22 protein-coding genes are annotated in these 23,547 nt (G+C 31.9%); 9 read left to right on the plus strand and 13 right to left on the minus strand.

Annotated elements, in window-relative coordinates:
* Positions 1–9: 9 nt before the first annotated feature.
* Both speB and AC5YF9_RS01705 read left to right on the plus strand, forming a co-directional pair.
* Positions 10–975: an agmatinase gene (gene speB, locus AC5YF9_RS01700; protein WP_496169918.1), complete on the plus strand. Its 966-nt coding sequence runs from the start codon at positions 10–12 to the stop codon at positions 973–975.
* Positions 976–989: 14 nt separating this feature from the next.
* Positions 990–2,426, plus strand: a complete 1,437-nt coding sequence (locus AC5YF9_RS01705; protein ID WP_496169919.1) for an aldehyde dehydrogenase family protein — start codon at positions 990–992, stop codon at positions 2,424–2,426.
* Here the strand turns inward: AC5YF9_RS01705 and argE are convergent.
* Positions 2,423–3,613: an acetylornithine deacetylase gene (argE, locus tag AC5YF9_RS01710; protein ID WP_496169920.1), complete on the minus strand. Its 1,191-nt coding sequence runs from the start codon at positions 3,611–3,613 to the stop codon at positions 2,423–2,425. The two genes, AC5YF9_RS01705 and argE, sit on opposite strands and share 4 nt — an antisense overlap.
* A 27-nt stretch (positions 3,614–3,640) precedes the next feature.
* On the opposite strand from argE, the gene AC5YF9_RS01715 reads away from it, so the two are divergent.
* From AC5YF9_RS01715 to AC5YF9_RS01745, 7 genes are read left to right on the plus strand one after another with little or no spacing between them, the layout of a single operon-like run.
* Entirely contained in the window at positions 3,641–3,982 is a 342-nt protein-coding gene (locus AC5YF9_RS01715; RefSeq protein ID WP_415304324.1) for a tRNA-binding protein, read from the plus strand.
* A gap of 2 nt (positions 3,983–3,984) precedes the next feature.
* Entirely contained in the window at positions 3,985–4,575 is a 591-nt protein-coding gene (locus AC5YF9_RS01720) for a LysE family translocator (protein ID WP_496169921.1), read from the plus strand.
* A gap of 1 nt (position 4,576) precedes the next feature.
* Positions 4,577–7,246, plus strand: coding sequence for an aconitate hydratase AcnA (gene acnA, locus AC5YF9_RS01725; RefSeq protein ID WP_496169922.1), 2,670 nt, complete (start codon positions 4,577–4,579; stop codon positions 7,244–7,246).
* Positions 7,247–7,248: 2 nt separating this feature from the next.
* Positions 7,249–7,893, plus strand: a complete 645-nt coding sequence (locus AC5YF9_RS01730) for a YfgM family protein (RefSeq protein ID WP_496169923.1) — start codon at positions 7,249–7,251, stop codon at positions 7,891–7,893.
* Complete coding sequence (locus tag AC5YF9_RS01735) at positions 7,886–9,184, plus strand: PQQ-binding-like beta-propeller repeat protein (RefSeq protein WP_496169924.1); 1,299 nt, start codon at positions 7,886–7,888, stop codon at positions 9,182–9,184. Before AC5YF9_RS01730 ends, AC5YF9_RS01735 begins: the two co-directional genes overlap by 8 nt.
* Before the next feature lie 2 nt (positions 9,185–9,186).
* Positions 9,187–10,668 carry a cell division protein ZapE gene (zapE, locus tag AC5YF9_RS01740; protein ID WP_496169925.1) on the plus strand — a complete coding sequence of 494 codons (1,482 nt, stop codon included), beginning with the start codon at positions 9,187–9,189 and terminating at the stop codon, positions 10,666–10,668.
* Positions 10,665–11,084, plus strand: coding sequence for a secondary thiamine-phosphate synthase enzyme YjbQ (locus AC5YF9_RS01745; protein ID WP_415304330.1), 420 nt, complete (start codon positions 10,665–10,667; stop codon positions 11,082–11,084). The genes zapE and AC5YF9_RS01745 overlap by 4 nt, the downstream gene beginning before the upstream one ends.
* On the opposite strand, the gene AC5YF9_RS01750 is transcribed toward AC5YF9_RS01745, so the two are convergent.
* The 12 genes from AC5YF9_RS01750 to AC5YF9_RS01805 form a co-directional block, all read right to left on the minus strand.
* On the minus strand, positions 11,081–12,502 hold the full coding sequence (locus AC5YF9_RS01750; RefSeq protein WP_415304331.1) for a cryptochrome/photolyase family protein: 1,422 nt from the start codon (positions 12,500–12,502) through the stop codon (positions 11,081–11,083). The two genes, AC5YF9_RS01745 and AC5YF9_RS01750, sit on opposite strands and share 4 nt — an antisense overlap.
* A gap of 6 nt (positions 12,503–12,508) precedes the next feature.
* Positions 12,509–13,651 (minus strand): diaminopropionate ammonia-lyase, encoded by a 1,143-nt coding sequence (locus AC5YF9_RS01755; protein WP_415304332.1) that lies wholly within the window; start codon positions 13,649–13,651, stop codon positions 12,509–12,511.
* A 3-nt stretch (positions 13,652–13,654) separates the two neighbouring features.
* Positions 13,655–14,980, minus strand: coding sequence for a type III glutamate--ammonia ligase (gene glnT, locus AC5YF9_RS01760; protein ID WP_415304333.1), 1,326 nt, complete (start codon positions 14,978–14,980; stop codon positions 13,655–13,657).
* 43 nt (positions 14,981–15,023) lie between these two features.
* Positions 15,024–16,340: an FMN-binding glutamate synthase family protein gene (locus AC5YF9_RS01765; protein ID WP_415304334.1), complete on the minus strand. Its 1,317-nt coding sequence runs from the start codon at positions 16,338–16,340 to the stop codon at positions 15,024–15,026.
* 2 nt (positions 16,341–16,342) lie between these two features.
* Entirely contained in the window at positions 16,343–17,023 is a 681-nt protein-coding gene (locus AC5YF9_RS01770; RefSeq protein ID WP_415304335.1) for a GltB/FmdC/FwdC-like GXGXG domain-containing protein, read from the minus strand.
* Positions 17,024–17,027: 4 nt separating this feature from the next.
* Positions 17,028–17,906 carry a class II glutamine amidotransferase gene (locus tag AC5YF9_RS01775; protein ID WP_415304336.1) on the minus strand — a complete coding sequence of 293 codons (879 nt, stop codon included), beginning with the start codon at positions 17,904–17,906 and terminating at the stop codon, positions 17,028–17,030.
* Positions 17,907–18,137: 231 nt separating this feature from the next.
* Positions 18,138–18,362, minus strand: a complete 225-nt coding sequence (locus AC5YF9_RS01780) for a hypothetical protein (protein WP_415295498.1) — start codon at positions 18,360–18,362, stop codon at positions 18,138–18,140.
* A 12-nt stretch (positions 18,363–18,374) separates the two neighbouring features.
* Positions 18,375–19,775: an ammonium transporter gene (locus tag AC5YF9_RS01785; protein ID WP_415277902.1), complete on the minus strand. Its 1,401-nt coding sequence runs from the start codon at positions 19,773–19,775 to the stop codon at positions 18,375–18,377.
* A 128-nt stretch (positions 19,776–19,903) separates the two neighbouring features.
* Complete coding sequence (locus AC5YF9_RS01790) at positions 19,904–20,305, minus strand: hypothetical protein (RefSeq protein WP_271482723.1); 402 nt, start codon at positions 20,303–20,305, stop codon at positions 19,904–19,906.
* 9 nt (positions 20,306–20,314) lie between these two features.
* Positions 20,315–21,739 carry an FMN-binding glutamate synthase family protein gene (locus tag AC5YF9_RS01795; RefSeq protein ID WP_415277901.1) on the minus strand — a complete coding sequence of 475 codons (1,425 nt, stop codon included), beginning with the start codon at positions 21,737–21,739 and terminating at the stop codon, positions 20,315–20,317.
* Positions 21,739–22,593, minus strand: a complete 855-nt coding sequence (locus AC5YF9_RS01800; protein ID WP_415284999.1) for a GltB/FmdC/FwdC-like GXGXG domain-containing protein — start codon at positions 22,591–22,593, stop codon at positions 21,739–21,741. The genes AC5YF9_RS01795 and AC5YF9_RS01800 overlap by 1 nt, the downstream gene beginning before the upstream one ends.
* On the minus strand, positions 22,581–23,525 hold the full coding sequence (locus tag AC5YF9_RS01805; RefSeq protein WP_415304337.1) for a class II glutamine amidotransferase domain-containing protein: 945 nt from the start codon (positions 23,523–23,525) through the stop codon (positions 22,581–22,583). The genes AC5YF9_RS01800 and AC5YF9_RS01805 overlap by 13 nt, the downstream gene beginning before the upstream one ends.
* Positions 23,526–23,547: the final 22 nt, after the last annotated feature.

A 23,547-nucleotide genomic window follows, 5' to 3' on the forward strand; every position in this document is an offset into this window, starting at 1 on the left:
TATTTATAAATGAAAAAAGAAAGAAATAAAAACCCTATTCAGCCTGTTAGTGGAACTAAAGTTCCTAGATTTGCTGGACCATCTACTTTTGCTAGATTGCCAGAATTAAGAGATGTTGAAAGCTGCGATGTAGCCATTGTTGGAATACCATTTGATGCTGGGACAAGTTATAGACCTGGGGCAAGATTTGGTCCAATGAGTATTAGGCAAGCATCTAGACATTTGAGAACTAACTATCACCCTAGTTATGATGTGGAACCTTTTAAAGTTCAGCAAGTAGCTGACGCAGGAGATATAACTTGTAACCCATTTAATATAGATGAGGCTATTAAACAAATAGAAGAGGGTGCCAATGAATTATTAGATAAAGTTGGTGGTATTATTAGTTTAGGTGGAGACCACACGATTGCTCTTCCATTACTAAGAGCTATTAATAAGATGAATAATGGACCGGTTGCTTTAGTACACTTTGATGCACATTTAGATACCTGGGACACTTATTTTGGTGCTCCTTATACGCATGGAACACCTTTCAGGAGAGCAAGAGAAGAAAATTTATTTTTAGATGATGCCTCGATGCATGTTGGAATAAGAGGACCACTTTATAGTAGGGACGATATTAAAAATGATGAAGAATTTGGTTTTAAAATTATTCACTGTGATGAGTTCCAAACACAAGGAATAGATAAAATAGTAGAAAGAATAAGGAAAAGAGTAGGCAATAATCCACTTTACTTATCAATAGATATAGATGTTCTAGACCCTGCTTTTGCACCAGGAACTGGTACACCAGAGATTGCAGGCATGACTACTAGAGAAATGGTTAATGTGATAAGAGGCCTATCAGGTTTAAATTTAATCTCAGCAGATGTTGTGGAAGTTTCTCCTGCATATGATCATGCAGAAGTTACGTCTTTAGCAGCAGCAACGATTGTTTATGAGTTAACTAATTTGTTTGCAAAAGTTAAAAGATAAGATATTTTTCAAAAATGCTTGATAAGAAAAAATTTTACATTAACGGTGAGTGGGTTTCTCCAAAAAAATTAAACGATTTAATAGTAATAGATCCCTCAACAGAAGAAGAGTGTGCAGTTATATCTTTGGGTGGAGTTGAAGATGTAAATGCTGCTGTAAATGCAGCCACAAAAGCATTTGAAACTTGGGCCTTCTCAACTAAAGAAGAAAGATTAAAATATTTAGAAAATTTGTATGAAGTTTATAAAAAAAGATGGGCAGATATGGCAAAAGCCATTTCTCTTGAAATGGGATCACCTATTGATTTTTCAATACAGTTACAAGCAGGTACAGGGGCAAGTCACATAAAATCTTATATAAAAGTTTTAAAAGAATATACATTCGAAGCAAAATTAGGGCCTCATGCTTTAAATAATAATATTATACATGAGCCAAAGGGAGTTTGTGCTTTAATTACACCATGGAATTGGCCAATGAATCAGACTTGTTTAAAAGTAATTCCTGCAATAGCAGCTGGTTGTACAATGGTGTTAAAACCATCTGAGATAGCACCTTTGTCATCTATTATTTTAGCAGAAATGATTGATGAAATTAAATTACCAAAAGGCGTGTTCAACCTAGTTAACGGAGATGGGGCCATTACTGGAAATGCATTAACAAGTCACCCTGATGTAAATATGATTTCATTTACAGGATCTACTAGAGCTGGTGCGCTAATTTCTCAAAATGCAGCAAGTGACTTTAAAAGAGTAAGTCTTGAACTTGGAGGGAAGGGTGCAAATATTATATTTAAAGATGCAGATCCTGAAGCAGTTGAAAGAGGTGCATTAAGATGTTTTAGAAATTCTGGACAATCTTGTAATGCGCCAACAAGAATGTTGGTTGAAAAATCAATTTATGAAGAAACTGTAGAAAGAGTAAAAAGCTTTGCAAATTCAATGAAAGTTGATGTTGCTACAAAAGAAGGTGATCATATTGGACCTGTGGTTTCAAAAGCACAATTTGATAAAATTCAAAAATTAATTCAAGTAGGCATAGATGAAGGTGCTAAATTAGTTGCTGGGGGAACCGGCAAACCAGACGGTCTTGACAAAGGCTATTTTGTAAAACCTACAGCATTTGCAGATGTTAACAATCAAATGCAAATTGCAAGAACAGAGATATTTGGTCCCGTTTTATCAATTATACCTTTTGAAACAGAGGAGGAAGCTATCGCTATTGCTAATGATACTCCTTATGGATTATTAAACTTTATTCAAACGCAAGATCAAGAAAAAGCTAATAGAGTGGCTAGAAAATTAAGATCAGGAATGGTTGATATTAATGGTGCAGGCTTAGCACCTGATGCACCATTTGGTGGGTACAAGCATTCGGGTATCGGCCGTGAAGCTGGTAAATTAGGTTTAGAGGAATATTTAGAGGTTAAGGTAGTAAGCGGTTGGAACGATTAACTCACAACAGAATTATTTTTTATTCCTTCAAGTAAATTTAAACATTTTTTTAGCTCATCAAGAATTATAAATTCATCAATTTTATGTGCTTGCTCAATTGAGCCAGGACCACAAACCACAGTACTTATTCCAATTTCCTGAAATAATCCAGCTTCTGTCCCAAAAGAAACAACTTCTCTTGTATTGTCACCAGTTAGACTTGAAACTAATTCGCAAGCATTAGATTTTTCAACTCTGTCAAAACCCACCACTTCACCAATAATATTTTTTCTAATGGAAGAGTTGGAAAAAACTTTTTTCATGTCAGGCAAAAGTATTTCGTTTGCATATTTATCTAATTCTGAATTTAAAAAAATACCATCTTCCTTAACAACTGGTCTTGTTTCCCAGTTAACATGACATTTATCTGCAATTACATTGTGTGCTATACCACCAAAAATTCCACCTATTGAAAGTGTTGAGTGTGGAGGGTCAAAAATTGAGTCTTTAGGAGCTCTTTCTTTAAGTTTTTCTCTTAATTCAATTAATTTATTAATATATCTAGAAGCGTATTCAACAGCACTAACACCTTTATGAGGTGCGGAACTGTGTCCAGCTAAACCCTCAAAGTAAGTTGTGTATTCATAGCACCCCTTATGTGCGTCTATGATTTTCATGTTTGTGGGTTCACCTATAATGCAAATACCATCCTTAACCTCTCTTTTTTTTAATTCTTCAATTAAAATTGGAGCACCTATGCACGCAGTCTCTTCATCAAAAGTATAAGAAAAATGAATGTCTCTATCTAAATTAGCTTTTGCATAAATTGGTGCAAATGCCAACGTACAAGCAATAAAGCCCTTCATATCACAAGCACCTCTACCAAAGAGCTTGTCATTTTTTATTGTTGCTACAAATGGATCTGTACTCCATCCTTTTGAAACAGGAACTACATCAGTGTGGCCAGACAAAATTATTGGCTTTTTATCACTTGGATGTTTAGCTTTTAATGTTGCAAAAAGATTAACTCTTTTTTTTTCATCATCAAAAGTTTTAAATGATGTGGCACCAAGTTTTTTTAGAATTTTATCACAATAGTTAATCAAGGAATTGTTATCTCCTCCAGATATTGTCTTGAAACTAATTAAATCAGTTAAAATCTTAATAGAATCATTAAATAATTGATCTGTATTATTTTCTGTACTCATAAATATGATTTAATATATATTAAATTTATGAAAGAACAAATAACCTATGATATATTTGATAAAGTTGATATTAGAGTTGGAACTGTTGTCTCTGTTAAGAAAAATGAAAAAGCCAGAAAACCCTCACTAGTAATAAAGGTAGATTTTGGAGAAGAAATAGGGGTTAAACAATCATCAGCTCAAATAACTCATTATTATAATGAAGATAATTTAAAAGGTAAGCAAGTAATTGGTGTATGTAACTTTCATGAAAAAAATATTGCTGGCGTGGTATCACAAGTTTTAATTTTAGGCTCTATTGATAAAGAAGGAAGAGTTATTTTGGTTCATCCATCTTATGAGTCAAAAAATGGATTATCTATTGCATAAAAATGCATCCTGAAATTTTATCACTTTCTTTATTTATGTTTGTGACTAGCTGCTCACCAGGTCCAAACAATATCGTTGCATCACACTCAGGTTTTAATCATGGAATAAAAAAAACTATACCACTCATGTTAGGGGTTATTTTTGGTTTTACTACTATGATTGCCATTGTGAATTTTGGGCTAATAAACATATTTAAACTTTATCCAATAATTCAAAAAATACTAATTTTGACAGGAACTATATTTTTAATTTACTTAGCTTACAAAATTTCATTTTCTAAAAATAATACTCAAGAAAAGAGCCTCAACGCTGTTAGTTTTTTTGAAACTTTTATGTATCAATTTTTAAACCCCAAAGGTGTAGTCGTAGCTATTATATCTGTATCTACCTACGTTGAGCCGGGAGGTAATTTTTTAAACCATTCTTCATGGGTAATTGGTGTTGCTTTCATTTTTGCAATAATTAGTATCCACTTTTGGGTATTTATAGGTAAATTTATGAGGAAATTCGCGACAAATGATAAATTTATTAAATGGTTTAATTATGTTATGTCACTGCTTCTATTAAGTTGTATCGCAACATTTTATTTATAATATGAAACCAGGTAAAAAAAATTCTTATAATTCTTTAAAATCTATTAACATTAATAATAGTGAATATAAATATTATTCTTTAAATGAAGCGGAAAAAAATGGATTAGATGGAATTTCAAAACTTCCCAAATCACTTAAAGTTTTATTAGAAAACTTATTAAGATATGAAGATGATTTGTCGGTTACTAAAAGTCAAATAGAAGCAATTAAAGAATGGTTAAAGACAAAAAAATCATTAACTGAGATAGCTTACAGACCTGCTAGAGTTTTGTTGCAAGACTATACTGGAATTCCAGCAGTAGCTGATCTTGCTGCTATGAGAGAAGCTGTTAAAGAAAAAAATAAAGACCCAAATACTATTAATCCACTATCAGCGGTTGACCTGGTTATTGATCACTCGGTACAAGTTGATAAGTCGGCAAACGTAGACTCATTTGAAAAAAATGTAGATATTGAATTTCAAAGAAATGGAGAGAGATATTCTTTTTTAAAATGGGGACAACAAGCATTTAATAACTTTAGAATAGTTCCTCCCGGAACAGGAATATGTCATCAGGTTAATTTAGAATATTTATCAAAGGTAGTCTGGTCAGAAAAATTTAAAGATGAAGATTATTTATTTCCCGACACATTAGTTGGCACTGATAGTCATACAACTATGGTTAATGGATTATCTGTTCTTGGTTGGGGTGTAGGCGGAATCGAAGCTGAAGCAGGGATGTTAGGCCAGCCAATTTCAATGTTAATTCCAGAAGTAATTGGATTTGAAGTAACCAATAAATTGCCAGAAGGCACAACTGCAACTGATTTAGTTCTAACTGTAGTAAAAATGTTGAGAGATAAAAGTGTTGTGGGGAAGTTTGTTGAGTTTTATGGGGAGGGATTAAAAAATTTAACACTTGCTGATAGAGCCACTATTGCAAATATGGCCCCAGAATATGGTGCAACTTGTGGTTTTTTTCCAATCGATGATGAAACATTGAAATATTTAAGATTTTCAGGAAGAGATAAAAATACAGTTAACATTGTTGAAAAGTATGCAAAAGAGCAGGGCTTATGGGCTAGTGATGGAATTGAATTTACCGACACATTGTCATTAGACATGTCAACAATTGTTCCAACAATTTCAGGACCCAAAAGACCTCAAGATAAAGTTTTATTAACAGATGCCTCTAGAGAATTTAAAAAAGTCTTAAAAGATGCAACCGAAAGAAAAGAAAAAAGAATTTCAAAAGTTTCTGGAACAGATTATGAAATTAAAGATGGATCAATATTAATTGCAGCAATCACTTCATGCACTAACACATCAAATCCAAATGTTCTAATTGGAGCGGGGTTATTAGCTAAAAAAGCTGTAGAACTTGGTTTAGAAACTAAACCTTGGGTTAAAACATCATTAGCTCCAGGATCACAAGTAGTAACTGATTATTTAGCAAAAGCTGGACTAAATGTATTTTTAGATAAATTAGGTTTTAATTTAGTGGGGTATGGATGCACAACATGTATAGGAAATTCAGGACCTTTGCCTGATGAAATTGTAAAGGCTATTGATAAAGAAAATATATATGCGGTATCAGTATTGTCTGGTAATCGAAATTTTGAAGGGAGAATATCCCCCCATATTAAGGCAAATTACCTTGCTTCACCCCCACTTGTTGTAGCTTATGCTCTTGCAGGACATATGGAATTTGATTTATACAATGAGCCATTAGGCAAAAGCAAAGTAGGAAAGGATATTTTATTAAAAGATATTTGGCCGTCAAATAAAGAGATAGAAGACACTTTAAGGGAAGCGCTTAACGCGGAAATGTTTATAAAAAGATATTCAAATGTTTCAGAGGGACCTAAACAATGGCAAGAAATCAAAACAGAAAACACAAGTATTTACAATTGGGACTCAGGATCTACTTATGTAAAAAAACCACCTTTCTTTGAAAATTTACCAGATAAGCCTGAAGGTTTTAAACCCATTAAAGATGCGAGACCATTATTAATTTTAGGTGACATGGTAACAACAGATCATATTTCGCCAGCTGGAAATATTCAAAAAGAAAGCCCTACTGGAGAGTATTTTATGGAACATCAAATTCTACCAAAAGATTATAACTCTTATGGATCAAGAAGAGGAAACCACGAAGTTATGATGAGAGGAACATTTGCTAATATTAGAATAAAAAATGAGATGGCACCTGGTACAGAAGGTGGTTTTACAAAATTATATCCAGAAGAAAAAGTAATGCCAGTTTATAGCGCTGTAGAAGAGTACAAAAAAAGAGGAATTGATTTGGTGGTAATTGGTGGAAAAGAATATGGCACAGGATCATCTAGAGATTGGGCTGCGAAAGGAACAAAATTATTAGGTGTAAAAGTTGTAATAGCAGAAAGTTTTGAAAGAATTCATAGATCAAACTTAATTGGTATGGGTGTATTACCACTCCAATTTACTGAAGGAAACAATAGAACTAATCTGAATTTAATTGGGTCAGAGTTAATCACGGTTCTTAATATTCAAGAAGGTGTTAACCCATCAGACCACGTACAGGTTGAGATCAAATATGCATTGGGAGATATTAAAAAAATTAAAACACTTTGCAGAATTGATACCAAGAATGAATTAGAATATTATAAAAATGGTGGTATTCTTCAGTATGTACTAAGAAACATGATTTAATTATGGATGAAGAAATTACTATTATAGATTCAAACACAAGAAATGAGAAAATTAAGAATTTTTTCATTAATAATAAGAAAAACCTCATAATAGGATTTTCAATTATCATTGTTCTAATCATTGGATATCTTTCAATGAAGGAAATGAAAGAACGGAGCAAAATAAAATTAGCAAATCAATTTAATATAACAACAATAGACTTTAAAACTGAAGATAAGCAAAAAACAATTGATCAATTAATTAAATTGATAAATGAAAATGACACAACTTACTCTCCATTGGCTTTGTATTTTTTAATCGACAATAATTTAATAGCTAACAAAGATAAGATTAATATTTTATTTGATGAGTTAATAATTAAAACAAACTTAGATGAAGAAATTAAAAATTTAATTATATATAAAAAAGCGTTATTTAATTCGGACTTTTCATCTGAAAATGATTTGCTAAGGATGCTTAGTCCAATAATTAATTCAGAAAGTATATGGAAGTCACATTCTTTATATTTAATAGCAGAATATTTTTATTCTAAAAATCAAAAGCAAAAAGCAAAAGAATTTTTCAATCAGATTCTGGTTTTACCAAATGCTAACAACAACATTAAGGTAGAATCTCAAAAAAGATTAAATAGAGATTTTGGTGAATAAATTATTATTATTATTATTAATTTTAATACTTATAAATAACTGTTCAATAAATAAAAAACAACAGTTTTGGAACAAAGAAAAGATCAATATTGAAGAAGTTAAAAATCCTAAAAAAATTTTAACAAAACAGCTTAGAGAAGAGCGTGAGTTTAATCCCGCATTAGAAATTAAAGTTTCAGCTGGAAAATTAATTAAAAACTCCAATAATAACCAAAATAATATTGGTGATCTATCTTATGAGGGAGGTTTAGAAAAAATTGGTAAATATAATTTTAGTAAATTTGATGATTTTGAATACATAGATGTCCAACCAATTTTTTACAATGAAAACGTTATTTTCTCTGACAATAAAGGATCAATTATTTTTTATGATCAAAATCAAAAGATAATATGGAAAAAAAATTTTTATAGCAAAAGTGAAAAAAAACTTAAGCCAAGATTAAATTTTGCTAATTATAAAAATATATTAATAGTAGCAGACGATGTTGCAAAATATTATGCATTAAATATTGAAACAGGAGATATTATTTGGTCAAAAAATAATATTGTACCTTTTAATTCAGAAATTAAAATTAAAGATGGTTTTTTTTATATAGTTGATTATAAAAATATTTTAAGATCCATCTCAATTAAAGATGGTTCAGAATTATGGAATTTAAAAACAGAAGAGTCATTAACAAAATCAAATACAAAAATATCTATTGCTATTGAAAATGAAAATCTTTATTTTAACAATTCAATTGGAGATATTACGGCCGTTGACCTAAAATCTGGCCAATTAGTTTGGCAATTACCCACCCAAAATAATAATATAAGTAAAAACGCCTTTCAACTATCTAGTTCTAAGTTAGTGATAAATGATAATTCAATTTTATTTTCAAACAATAAAAGTGAATTTTATTCAATAGATACAACTACAGGATTGATTAATTGGAAAAATGAAATTAATTCAGATCTTAGGCCAGTTATTATTGGTAAATTTATAATAACAGTTTCCAACAAGGGATATTTATACGCAATTGATAAAAAAAATGGAAATATAATTCGTATCAACGATTTACATAGTAATTATAAAACCAAGAAAAGAAAAGATATATCAACTACAGGCTTTTTTGTTGCGTTAAGCAAAATATATTTATCTAATAATGATGGTAAATTAATTGTTGCTGATTTAAATACGGGAAATGTTATTAGTGTTAATAAAATTTCAGGCGGTATAATTTTACAACCCTATGTAAATAACAATAATCTTTTTTTAATCAAAAATGGCTCTATTATTAGATTTAATTAATAATGCTCTTAAAGTTACTTGATAAACTAGGTAGAAAAAAAATAGTTTTAGATCGAGGTCCTTCTCACCCAAAATTTAATGAGGCAAAACCGTGGATGAATAGGTATTATGTTTTATTAAGACATAGACCTACATGGTTTCCATTTAATATTTTATTACATGAAATGTTAGCTGACGATCACGGAGAAGGGGTCCATAACCATACATTTCCTTACATTACCATCATATTAAGGGGAGGTTATTGGGAGACATTAAATACAGGAAGATTTTGGAGACCAGCTGGATATATTGGATTTAGATCGGCAAATAATTTACATAGAGTCGACCTTAAACCAGGAACAAAACCACTTACATTATTTATATCTGGACCCTTTGGATTAAGAAAAGGTTCTAGGTCAGAATATGGTATAGATTTTAAAAAAAAAATGAATTTAAATAAATCATTTCAAGATTATTGTAAAAAAAATAATTTAGAAATTAATTCCAATCAATTAGATTTAATAGAAGAGTTGAATTTATTTTATAATCAGAATTTTAATAAATCACTTTTAAAAAAGATATTTACTAAGCAAAATTCTAAAAAAGGATTTTATTTACAAGGTGATGTGGGCGTAGGTAAAACGATGATATTAAATTTTTTTTATAATAATTTTGACAAAACTAAACAAAGACTTCACTTTAATGAGTTTATGATTGGTTTTCATGATTTTGTATTTAAAAATAAAGAAAACAGACAAGAAAATATTATAGATAAATTTGTCAAAAAATTAAAAAGTAAATCTAGATTAGTTTATTTTGACGAGTTTCAGGTCACTAACATTGTAGATGCAATGATTTTAGGTAACTTATTCAAAAAAATATTTGATGAGAATATAAAAGTTTTATTTACATCAAATTCCAAAATAAATGATCTTTATAAAGATGGATTGCAACGAAATCAATTTCTTCCTTTTATTAAAATAATGAAAGAAAAATGTTATCAAGCAAAGTTAATTATCAAAGAAGACTATAGAAAATCTCTAAAAAATAAAAATGAAAGATATTTTTATCCATTAAATGAAACAACAAATTTTAAACTTAATAAGTTTTTTAGAAAAATAACAAAAAATCTATCTAACAAAGAAATGACCTTAATCATTAAAGGTAGAAAACTTAGTATTAAGAATTACTTTAAAGGAATAGCACGTTTTGATTTTAAAGAATTATGTTCTAAAAATATTGGAGCCGAAGACTATATAAAAATAACTGAAGTGTGTAATTTTATTGTTATCGAAAATATTCCTGCCTTTAATAGTGGTAATTCTAATCAACAACAAAGATTTATTACATTAATTGATATTCTTTATGAAAAAAATATACCACTAATGATATCGTCTCAATTAAAATTAGATTTATTAAGTTCTTCAGAGGATTTAAAGAAAATATTTAAAAGAACTATTAGTAGATTATATGAATTGACATCTATCAAATATAACAAGCTATGAGACAAGAATTTTTTAATTTAGAATTGAATACAAACGGCCAGAGGCTGTATGAATTTACAAACCAAACAAACAAATGGCTCAATGATAATGAGTTTAATAACGGAATTATTAATATAAACATTCAACACACTAGTGCTTCATTAATAATTCAAGAGAATGCTGACCCAGATGTTCAAACTGACCTAATAAATTTTTTTAATAAGCTCGTGCCAATGGATAATTCCCTTTATATCCATACAGCTGAGGGAAAAGATGACATGCCTGCACACATTAAGTCTGCGTTAACTAATAATCAAATTTCTTTAAGCGTTAAAAATAATGAGTTATTACTTGGAACTTGGCAGGGGTTATATCTTTTTGAGCATAGAATTGAGAAACAAAACAGACTGATTGTCCTTCATTACTTAGGTGATTAGCTTTTCTTAATTGTTTTAAAAGCTTCTAATGCAGCATTTCTTGCTTCAACGTGGTCTACAATTGGTTTTGGGTAATCTGCACCTACAATAACTTTAATCTGCTCTTGGTATTTGCTTTCTAGTTCCCATGGCTTATGTAAAAATTTATTAGGCATGTTTTTAAGTTCTGGAACCCATTTCTTTGTATAAATTCCATCTTTGTCAAATTTTTCACCCTGAAGAATAGGGTTAAATATTCTAAAATAAGGAGCTGCATCAGCACCACAGCCTGCAACCCATTGCCATTGGGCAACGTTACTAGCTTCATTATAATCAACCAAACAATTTTTAAAATGTTTTTCACCTTCGTTCCAATGAATTCTTAAATGTTTTACAAGAAATGAAGCAACAATCATTCGTACCCTATTGTGCATCCATCCTGTTTCGTACAGTTCCCTCATCCCAGCGTCAACAATGGGATATCCTGTCATACCTTTTTTCCAAGCTTTAAGAAACTTCTCATTTTTAACCCAAGGAAAATTATCAAAATCTTTTCTAAGATTGCCTTTTAGCATTTGTGGAAAGTAATTAATTAAACTATGAGAAAATTCTCTCCATCCTAATTCATTAATATATTTTCTATACCCCATTTTTTTAATTTTAATGTCTTGGCATTTCTTCCAAATTGTCTCCACATGTATTTGTCCAAATTTTAAGAAAGGAGATAACTTTGAGGTTCCATTAACACCTGGAATATCTCGTGCTTCACCGTAGCCCTCAATTCTATTATTTATTAATTCTTGTAAATATTTTTTAGCTTCTAGTTCAGACGGTATCCAATATTTCTCAAATTTCTTATGCCAATCATTTTTAGGTAAAATTTCTTTTATAGAAATTGATTTTTTAAATATATTTATTTTTTTTATTTTTGATTTAACTTTTATAGATTTAGAAGGTACTTTTGAGATATAAAGTTGCTCAGTTTTTTTCCAAAAGGGAGTGAATACTTTATAAGGTGTGCCATCATCTTTAGTTATTTCCTGAAACTCTATAAGAATATTTCCTTTAAAATATTTATATTGAATTTCATTTTTAATGAATTGATCTCTTATCTTTTTACCTTTATTAATTATATCTGGTTCATATACTTTACTCCAATAAACAGTAACATCATCTTTCTTCTTTAAATTTGATAATACCTCTAGTTCATCACCTAATTGAACTTCCAATGTGATATTTAATTTTTTTAGATCTAGGTTAAAACTTTCTAAAGCTTTAGAGATCCACCATTTTTGAGCCTCCCTTTTTTTGTCAAAATTTTTTGGGTTATAAATATAAAGAGCACTTACAAACTCATGATTTTGAGTTGCAATAGCTAAGGTTTCATTATCTTCAATTCTAAAATCTTCTCTAATCCAAACAACAGCTTTTTTTGTCATATTTACTTAGATTTTTTGCAATCCATCGCTTAGTAGTTTTTGGTACATTGCATTATCAGTTAAACCCTCACAACCAAACAATAGTATATTTGATTGTTCATTTAACTCTAATTTATCTGAGTATTCTTTGTTGTTAAATGAGCCTATTAACGCAATTATACCTGGCACAGCACATTCACCAGCTATTATTTTTTCATCAGATAAATGTTTCTCTGCTAGTAGTGCAACAGTAGTTGAGATTGCTTCATCAGGTATGGTTAAACAGTAGTTTGTAGAATTTTTTAAAATTTCCCAGGCAATACCTGAAACATCTCCACAAGACATTCCACCCATTATTGTTTCTTTTTTAATATCTACAGTTGTAGGTTTATTATTCTTAATGCTTTGAAATACACAGTCTGCATTTTCTGGCTCAACAGTAATAAACTTTGGGATATTTTTAGATAATTTTGCAAAGCCAGCGATCATTGCTGCTGCCATTCCTCCAACACCTGCTTGAAGAAATACATGTGTTATTGAATTTGAGTTTATTTCATCTAAAATTTCTTTAACCATTATTGTGTACCCAGCCATAATCAATTTTGGTACTTCTTTGTAACCTTCCCAAGATACATCTTGTACAATTTCCCAATTATTTGCATTAGACTGTTTAATGCATTCCTTTAATGAATTGTCGTAATTACCCTTAACTCTAATAACCTTAGCATCCAGATTACGCATAGCTTCAGCTCTAGACTCGCTAACAAATTCACTTATAAATATTTTACATTTTAAACCTAGTCTTTGTGCCCCCCATGCAACTGATTTTCCATGATTTCCTGCTGTGGCCGTCGAAATTGTTATGTTCTTTTTTTGACTTGCAATTTTATAAACAGCAAAAGCTCCACCTAACGCTTTAAATGATTTAAGGTCAAATCTTTTGTCCTCATCTTTATAGTAAATATTTTTGAATTTTAATTCGTCATTTAATTTATCTAATTTAATTAGTGGTGTAGGGGCGTAAATGTCCCAACTAGATATAGCTTCTATCGCTTCATCTATAAAACTTTCTGGTAATTGAGTGAGTATATTTTCTCTATTAAAGTTATAATCTTTATTTTCTAAAAATGATGTAATAGACCAAAGATTTTTTTGAAGGATTGATTTCATTTATTAACAATCAAGAGTACTATTTTTTTCCCAGAGAGTTACTGAGCTTTTTTTATCAAACTTTTCTTCTTGATTAAAATCTTTAATTTCAGATCTTTTTAATTTTAGATAGCTTTTAATAGTATCACTACCAAATGCTTCCTTAATTTCTTTACTATTTTCTAGTTGATCTAAAGCATCTTCAATTATGTCAGGTAATTTCTTTAGATTAGGGTAATTTTTATGATCAGTATACATATTGCAAGACAAAGGTTCACCAGGATCTATTTTATTATTTATTCCATGTAATCCAGCAGCTATTACTCCGGATTGAAGCAAATAAGGATTTACTGCTCCATCCATTAACCTTAATTCAAATCTACCTTTATCCGGAATTCTTATCATATGAGTTCTATTGTTTCCTGTATAAGAAATACTACTAGGCGACCATGTAGCACCAGATTTTGTTGGTGGTGCATTTATTCTTCTATAACTATTAATTGTTGGGTTAAAAAATGCAGTTAATGGCTGAGTGAGTTTCATAATTCCACCTAGAAAATTATATGCTAATTTGCTCAAACCTAATTTGTCTTCATTATCTAAAAATTTATTAATTTTTCCATTCCATAAAGAAATATGAGCATGACAGCCATTACCTGTTAGATTGCTAAAAGGTTTTGGCATAAATGTTGCTCTAAGACCATGTTTTTCAGCCAATGACTTAACCATATACTTAAAAAATACATGTCTATCAGCTGTAGTTAAACAATCTGTGTAATCCCAATTCATTTCAAACTGGCCATTAGCGTCCTCATGATCATTTTGGTATGGGTTCCAACCCATAGTAATCATGCTATCGCATATTTCTTTGATTAAATCATATCTCCTCATTAAAGCAGACTGATCGTAACAAGGTTTTGATTGAGTATCTCTAGCATCTGCAATTTTACTCCCATCTTCTGATATCAAAAAATATTCACACTCTACACCTGACTTCATGACTAAATCTTTTTTATCTAATTTATTAATTTGCTCTTTGAGCATTACTCTAGGTGAAGCCTTAACAGGTTTACCATACATATATAAATCAGAAGCTAACCAGCCAATTTCTTTGTTCCAGGGTAATTGAATTAAACTTTTAGGATCTGGTAAAGCAAACATATCCCCATCTGCAGGAGACATATCTAGCCAAGTTGCAAAACCTGCAAAACCCGCCCCATTTTTTTGCATGTCTGCAATTGCTTGTGCTGGTACTAATTTTGATCTCAAGACACCAAAAAAATCTACAAAACTAATCAAAAAATATTTTATCTTTTTAGCTTTAGCAATTTTAGATAAATTAATAGGCATATTTTATTTCTTAATTTACAACTGTTAATTAGTCTTCACAATACTATTTTTTATTTTTTAGTCCTGGTATCCAGCTAGTTCCAGCTAATGGAACTCTTGCCATAGCAGCAGCTTCAACTGTTAAAGCTGCTAAATCTTCAGGTTCTAAATTTCTTACATCTGATTTTCCATTTGCTCTCGCCAGTGTTTGCAACTCTAGGGTTAATGTGGATAAATAATTTTTTAATCTTTTGCCACCCTCTATAGGATTGAGTCTTTTTTCTAGTATAGGATCTTGTGTGGCAACACCCACTGGACACTTTCCAGTATGACAGTGATGGCAGTAACCCGGCTCTGTTCCAAGTTTTTCATAATCTTTTCTATAAAGGTCTGCATTACAATTTAAAGCCATCATAGCAGCAGATCCTATTGATACAGCATCTGCTCCCATTGCAATTGCTTTTGCAACATCAGCACCAGTTCTAATTCCACCAGAAACAATTAATTGAACTTTTCTATGCATGTTTAATTCTTTTAAAGCATCTACAGATTCTCTTAAGGCACCGAGAGTTGGTATACCCACATGTTCTATAAAAACATCTTGTGTTGCAGCTGTTCCACCTTGCATTCCATCTAACACAACAACATCAGCACCAGCTTTTACCGCTAAAGTCGTGTCATAGTATGGCCTTGCTGCTCCAACTTTTATATAAATTGGCTTTTCCCAATTTGTAATTTCTCTCAACTCTTGAATCTTTATTTCTAAATCATCTGGTCCTGTCCAATCTGGGTGTCTGCAAGCACTTCTTTGATCTATGCCCTCAGGTAAAGCTCTCATACCAGCAACTCTTTTATTAATTTTTTGCCCAAGAAGCATTCCACCACCACCAGGTTTTGCACCTTGCCCCACAACTATTTCTATAGCATCTGCTTTTCTTAAGTCATCTGGATTCATACCGTATCGAGAAGGCAATAATTGATATACTAGATATTTAGAAGATCCTCTTTCTTCCTTTGTCATACCTCCATCTCCAGTTGTTGTTGAAGTTCCCATAGCAGAAGCACCTCTACCTAAAGCTTCTTTTGCATTAGCACCTAAAGCTCCAAAACTCATTCCAGCAATAGTAATTGGTATATCTAATTTAATAGGATTTTTTGCAAAACGGTCCCCAAGTATTACAGATGTATTACATTTCTCTCTATAACCTTCTAATGGATATCTAGACATTGAAGCACCTAAAAATACCAAGTCATCAAAGTCTGGAACTTTTCTTTTAGCACCTAATCCTCTAATTTGGTAAATTCCTTCCTTAGCAGCTCTTTGAATTTCTTTAATTGTTGAAGAAGGAAATGTTTTAAATTCTTTTAAATCTTTTTTCATAACTAATATGAGCTCACGTTATCAATTTTAAAATTATATAAATTTCTCGCAGATCCATATCTTTTAAACTTTTTTGCGTCTTCAGATATATTCAAATCTTTAAAAATTCTATTTAATTCTTTTATATTTTTATCATCCATTTTTTTTTCTATACAATCAGAACCTAAACTTTTAACTTTACCCTTAACAAATATTTTAGCCTCATAAATTGAGTCTCCTAAATCAGCCTCAGCGTCTCCCAAAATAATTAAATTACCTTTTTGCGCCATAAATGCTGACATATGACCAACAGAGCCCTTTACTATAATGTTAATCCCTTTCATTGATATGCCACATCTTGAACTAGCGTCTCCTTCAATAATTAAAGAACCACCATGACCTGTTGCACCAGCAGACTGAGAAGCATTACCTTTAATAATGACCTTTCCAGACATCATGTTTTCAGCAACACCAGTACCAACATTTCCGTGCACGGTTACCGAAGCATTTTGGTTCATTCCTGCGCAATAATAGCCAGTGTGACCTTTTATTGAAATTTCAATATCATCTTTTAAACCTGCGCAAATAGCGTGTCGACCTTGGGGATTTAAAATTTGAAAAATTCTGTTATTTTTTTCTCTACCAACATTTTGTAGAATTTGATTAATCTCTCTTAGTTTTTTTTTATTTAGATCTAAATTCATAGGTTTACCAGTGATAAACAATACCAGGTTTTGGTTCAAAAATTTTAGCTGTGTTTACATTTGGCAAGTGAGCCATGCATTGAAATTCTGAAGCAACAGCAACATAATCTTTTGTTTCTGCAACGACTGCTGGTTTGCAAGCTATTTCATCTCTCAACAGCGCAAAACCATCTTTAGTACCTGCTATAAACGTATAGAAACCATCCAAATCTTTTAGGCTATTCTTAAGAGTTTTTTCTAGACTTTCTCCTTTTGAAATTTGATTAGAGATGTACCCAGCTGCAACTTCAGTGTCATTTTCTGAGTTAAATTTTTGACCTTCTTTTTTTAAAGATCTTCGAATGTTGTTATGATTTGAAAGAGATCCATTATGAACCAAGCACTCGTCCTCTGATGTAGAGTAGGGGTGTGAACCTTGAGTTGTAATTGCACTTTCTGTTGCCATCCTAGTGTGTCCTATTGCATGTGTTCCTGAAAAAGAAGATAATTTAAACTTTCTAACAACGTCTTTAGGATTTCCTGTTTGTTTGAAGATATTAATACTTTTGCCATAACCAACTAAAGAAACTTCTTTTAATTTAGTGTCTAAAATTTCTAATACTTTTTTTGGTTTTTCATCTGTTTCAAGAACCACATGATCTGAAAAAGTTTTAAGTGTTATTTTTTTTAAAAATTTAGATATTTTTTTTTTAAACTCTTTGTCAGTTAATTGATTTAAACAAATAGAGTATTTAAATTTATTTTTATTTTGCTTTGTATATATTGCAAACCCAGCACTATCGGGACCCCTACTTGCCATACCATCAAGCATTCCAGATAAAAATTTACCAAGATCTTTTTCGTATTTTTTTGTTTTAAGATAAATCCCTACAATTCCACACATAGATTTTTAAGTTTATTTTATTAAAGATATTAAGAATTCCTTATAGTAGAAAATATTTCCCACTACAATGATGATGATAGCTGCTATCACTCCATATTTTGCTTTTGGAAAAACGACACCCCTCATCTTACTTGGTCTGTGATCTTCGTTATTATTTCTATCCATGATTGTACAATTTTTGTAAAAAAAAAGGGCGCCACAATTAAGTAGCGCCCAAATTTTTAGTTGATATTACCAGTCGGTAATATTGCTCTTATGATCATTTGCACCATGTCTTTTTCTTGCTAATCTTGAAAGTTTTTCACTCTCAGATCTAGCAGTTATAACATGCCAGCCAATCCAAAAAACTACACCAAGAATAACTAGTAAAGTTTCAGTGGATCCAGCCCCCGGATAAACTGCTCCGACAACCTCTTTTGCACTTAAATGATCTATCCAGTTTGTAACTGTAGCCATATTTTTTCTCCTTTACCTAGTTGAAGAGGCGACTGCTTTTTCAGCTTCTCTATCGTCCTCCATTATTTCATAGTCTAGTCCTGCTATTTCAACTTCACGCGGTATTCTTAATTTACCAAAAGCGCTTAGTATTCTAGCAATAACGTAGCCTGGTAACATTCCAAGAACTCCAAACATTATAATTGCTCCAAGGAATTGACCAAGTGGATTGATTGATGCATAAGTTGATCCATCCCACATAGCTCCAACATTATATCCAGATGCTGGGTAACCATTTAAAACAAATCCACAAATTATAAGACCAACAACACCCGCATAACCATGTACTGCTACTGCACCAACTGCATCATCAATTTTGAACTTACGCTCAACCCAGTAATGCATTTTGTATGCTATAACAACACCGATCGCACCAATAAGCATTGCTTGTATCGGGTGATACAAATCATTACCTGCAGATGCACAGATGATCCCAGCTAGTCCACTTGAGTAAGTCCAGAATGGATCACCTTTAGCGACCACGTATCCAGCCAATAATCCACCTGATAATGACATCAAGAAGTTATAGGTTATTCCACTCAGTGTGGTTGGGGTTACATATATGTTTGTTGCTGTCCAGTATGTTACACCTTCCATTCCATATTCAGGTCCAAGATCAAATATCGGTATATTACATGCCGCATAAAATCCCCAGAAACCAGTATAGATTAAAAATAATCCAACTGTAACTAGCCACGGGTTTCTTGGCCCTATATTTCTTGGTTCACCACTTGATGAGAACTTTCCTATTCTAGGTCCTAAAACGATTAGAACACCTAAAGCAAACCCACCCGCAATTGCGTGAATTACTCCTGATGCGTAAGCGTCATGATATCCTAAAATTTTAAGCATCCATCCATCAAAGTGCCATCCCCAAGCAGCATCAATTACCCAGAAGCACGAACCAATTGCAATTGCTAAAATACCAAATGCAAAAGTTGTAATTCTTTCAATGATTGCTCCAGAAACAATTGAAGCAGCTGTCCATGAAAATAGTAAGAATGCAGCCCAGAATACTCCACTTATACGGTCACCTAAGTTGACAGCCATAAATTCAGTATTTGCTACATACCATTTCGCACTAAAAGTACTTTCGTCAGTAATTAATGCTGAACTCTCATTCATTATTGATGGAGCTATCCCCGGTCCTGTTGGGAATGCCCAGTAAATCCACCAACCAAAGAAAAACCAGGTTACAGTTACTAGTGGTATTACCATGGTATTTTTCATTAAAGTGTGTTGGTGATGTTTATAACGCGAGGCTCCAACTTCATACATACAAAACCCAACGTGAATCAGGAACATTAATACTACTGTTACCCAGTAGTAAAATTCTGTAAATATAACTGTAAGAGCGCCTAATTGATCATCCATAATCTCTCTCTCCTTGTTAATTTAGGAAAGCTTACGAGATTTTAATAGGTGTGACAAACTATACAGTGCTTAAATAGATAAGCAATGACGGTATATTTAAAAAAAATAATCAACCTTTGATTGACAGACTAAAACTTAAGGTAAGCTTTTTTCAAATCAACAAGAGGGTGCTTTTTAGACATTTGAAACTTAACTAGAAGCTCTCTTGCAATCATATCTCTGTCTTGTTGGTTGTTTGGTAATTTGATTGATTTTGGAATTGTAACCCAACCATTTGCATTTCTACAAAATACAGCAGGTCTATCCTCTTCATAACCCATATGAATATCTTCTAACCAGTTAAGATCATCCCATCCCATAGCTTCTACATATTTTTTTAAGAATGGAGTCATCTTTTTATAATCAGGTAATAGGTTAACGTCATATCTATAACCGATATGTTGCCCAATCATTTTTTCTCTAGCTGTCTCTTTAGATTTTCCACCTAGGTTTTCTTTTTTTACTTTTGTTTTTGTTTTTTTCTTAACCATAAATATTCCTTATATTTTGTGATAGTTATCAACACCAACAGTGAAGTTAGTTCCTGTTAACGGAACTTTAGCTAATGCAGATGATTCCATTGTTAGAGCAGCTAAATCCTCAGGCTCTAATGAGTGAATATTAGTTTTACCACAAGCTCTTGCTAAAAGTTGAGCCTCTAATGTCATTGCATGAAGGTAATTATAAACTCTTAATGCAGCATCATCAGGATTTAATCTAGCTCTTAATTTAGGATCTTGCGTTGCAACACCAACTGGACAACGACCAGTATGACAGTGATAACATTCACCAGCCTTTACACCCATTTCTTTTTCAAAATTTGCTTCTGGTATATCTTTGTTACAGTTTAAAGCCATTAAAGCACCAGTCCCAATTGCTATTGCATCAGCACCTAAGGCTAAAGCCTTCGCCATATCAGCACCATCTCTAACACCACCTGCATAAATTAAAGTTACTTGTCCAGTTTTACCAACATCGTCAATAGCTCTTCTTGCTTCTCTGATTGCAGCAATTCCTGGGATACCAGTATTCGCAGCAGCTATGTGAGGACCAGCTCCTGTTGAACCTTCCATACCATCTAAAAATATTGAGTCAGGATTACATTTTGCAGCCATACGAACATCGTCATAAACTTTTGATGCACCTAGTTTTAATTGAATTGGTACTTTGTTCTTTGTAAGTTGTCTTAATTCTTCAACTTTTAAAGCTAGATCATCTGGACCTAACCAGTCTGGGTGTCTTGCTGGAGATCTTTGATCAATACCAGATGGTAGAGATCTCATTTCTGCAACTTGATCAGTAACTTTTTGACCCATTAAATGTCCACCCATTCCAACTTTTTGTCCTTGACCAATAAATACTTCAATTGCATCAGCTAGTTGAGCATGATGAGGATTAAAACCATATCTTGATTGGATACATTGGTAATACCATTTTTCAGAATATCTTCTCTCATCTGGAATCATTCCACCTTCGCCAGAGCATGTTGCACTTCCAGCCATTGTTGCTCCTCTTGCTAAAGCAGTTTTTGCTTCATAAGAAAGTGCTCCAAAACTCATACCCGTAATATATACTGGTATATCTAGTTCAATTGGGTTTTCACAATTTGGTCCAATAATAGTCTTTGTTTCACATTTTTCTCTATAACCCTCAATTACAAATCTTGTAAGAGTTCCTGGTAAAAATACTAAGTCATCAAATGTAGGAATTTTTTTCATTAATGCCATTCCACGCATTCTGTATCTTCCAAGTTGAGCTTTAATATGAATATCGTCTATAACTTCAGGAGTAAAAATAGCGTTGTGACCTAACAGACTTTTGTTTCTTTTGCCCTCTTCATGTGCATGAACGTCAGCTTTTCCACCAACACTTCCATTAGTTTTTTTTAATTTTTTACTATTTTTTTTAACTTTCTTTTTTGCCATTAGATAGCTCCTTTCTTTTCATGAGGTTCTAGATTATCATAGTTCCAAAGTTTTTTCCCTGCGACTATTTTTGTCATTTTACTGACATCAAATTTTTCACCTATCTCTGCAACTTTTAATTTTCTTTTTAACCAGTCTTGGTCACTGTCTGTAAGATCAGATGGAACAGCATCACTTCCAAATGATCCTATTTTTCCACCAATGAATATTGTTCCATCATACATTGAGTCACCTAAATTTATTCCAACATCACCAAGAATAATTATTCTTCCTCTTTGCATCATAAAACCAGTAAAAGCTCCAGCATCACCACCAACAATGATAGTTCCACCCTTCATGTCAATTCCAGTTCTTGCACCAACACTTCCTTTGCAAATTAAATCACCACCTCTTATAGCGGCACCAAAGCAAGATCCTGCATTTTTTTCTATAACAACTTTTCCTGCCATTAAGTTTTCTGCACAAGACCAACCAACTCTACCATTAATTCTTACAGTAGGTCCGTCACAAGATCCCATACCAAAATAACCTAAACTTCCTTCAAAAATTAAGTTTAACTTATTCAAAATACCAACACCTAAACTATGTTTTCCTTGAGGGTTTTTAATAACAATTGTTCCAAAACCTTGGCTCATTAAGTTATCAATTTCTTTATTAGCTTCTGGAGCCGTCATTTCTTTAACATCTAGATCTGTTCTTTTATTAAAATCTACATCATAAGTTCCAAAATAATAAAGATTTTCACCTTCATCAGGATTAAAAAACTTTTGTTGAGTTCTTCCTGTTAAAACTTCTGTGTGCATGCCCATTGACTGGGACTTTGTTTTTTTCTCTGTAGTCTTTAGATTTGCCATACTTTTACCTCTCCATCATACGGATCATATGTATCAATTTCTTGAGGAAGAATTGCTCTAATTGCAATTTCTTCAGATCCCATTGCTATTAAATTATCAGACTCATAAAGAACTAATGGTTTTGCAGCCATTGTATCTTTTGCCATTCCTAATGAGTCTTTTGTTGCAACAAAGTAAGTAAATACTCCATCAAGACCCGTTAAAGAATCTTTCATACCTTCTTCAAGGGTTGCACCGTCTCTCAATTTTTTTGCTAGATATACTGCAATTAATTCTGAATCACATTCAGACATAAATCTCATACCTTCGTTTTCTAGCATTCTTCTATTATTCCAATAATTTGTTAACTGACCATTGTGAACTACAGACACATCACTAAATGGATATCCCCAAAAAGGGTGGGCTGATTTAATATCTACACCAGATTCAGTTGCCATCCTTGCATGGCCGATTGCATGTGTCCCCACAACTTTATCTAAATTATATCTATCACAAACGTCTTTTGCATTACCCAAATCCTTAATAACTTCTAAAGACTTACCCATAGAAAGAATTTCAACACCAGGAACACTCTCGATTTTTCTAGAAAACTCTCTTAAGTCTTTTTCATCATAACTGACCTCATATCTTAAAGAGTAGGGAAGTATTCTTTCTTCTTTAATAATTTTTGCACCCATACCTAAGATATATGACTTAACTATTTTAATTCTTTCATCGTAAACAGAAGTCTCTTCACTTACTGATGAACTACCTTCACCAACATTTTCTCCAACTTTAAAACGCATAATGAAATTTTTTCCATCTGTATCTCCATAAAGAGCATAGCCAGTAGAATCCTCTCCTCTATGCTTTAATGCTTGAAGCATTCCTTGCAATTGAGTTCCAATATTTACTGATTTATCTTTATAAATTAATCCCGCTATTCCACACATATATTTCTCCTATTTCTATTAA

It is taken from the genome of Candidatus Pelagibacter sp. uisw_098 (assembly GCF_059512505.1).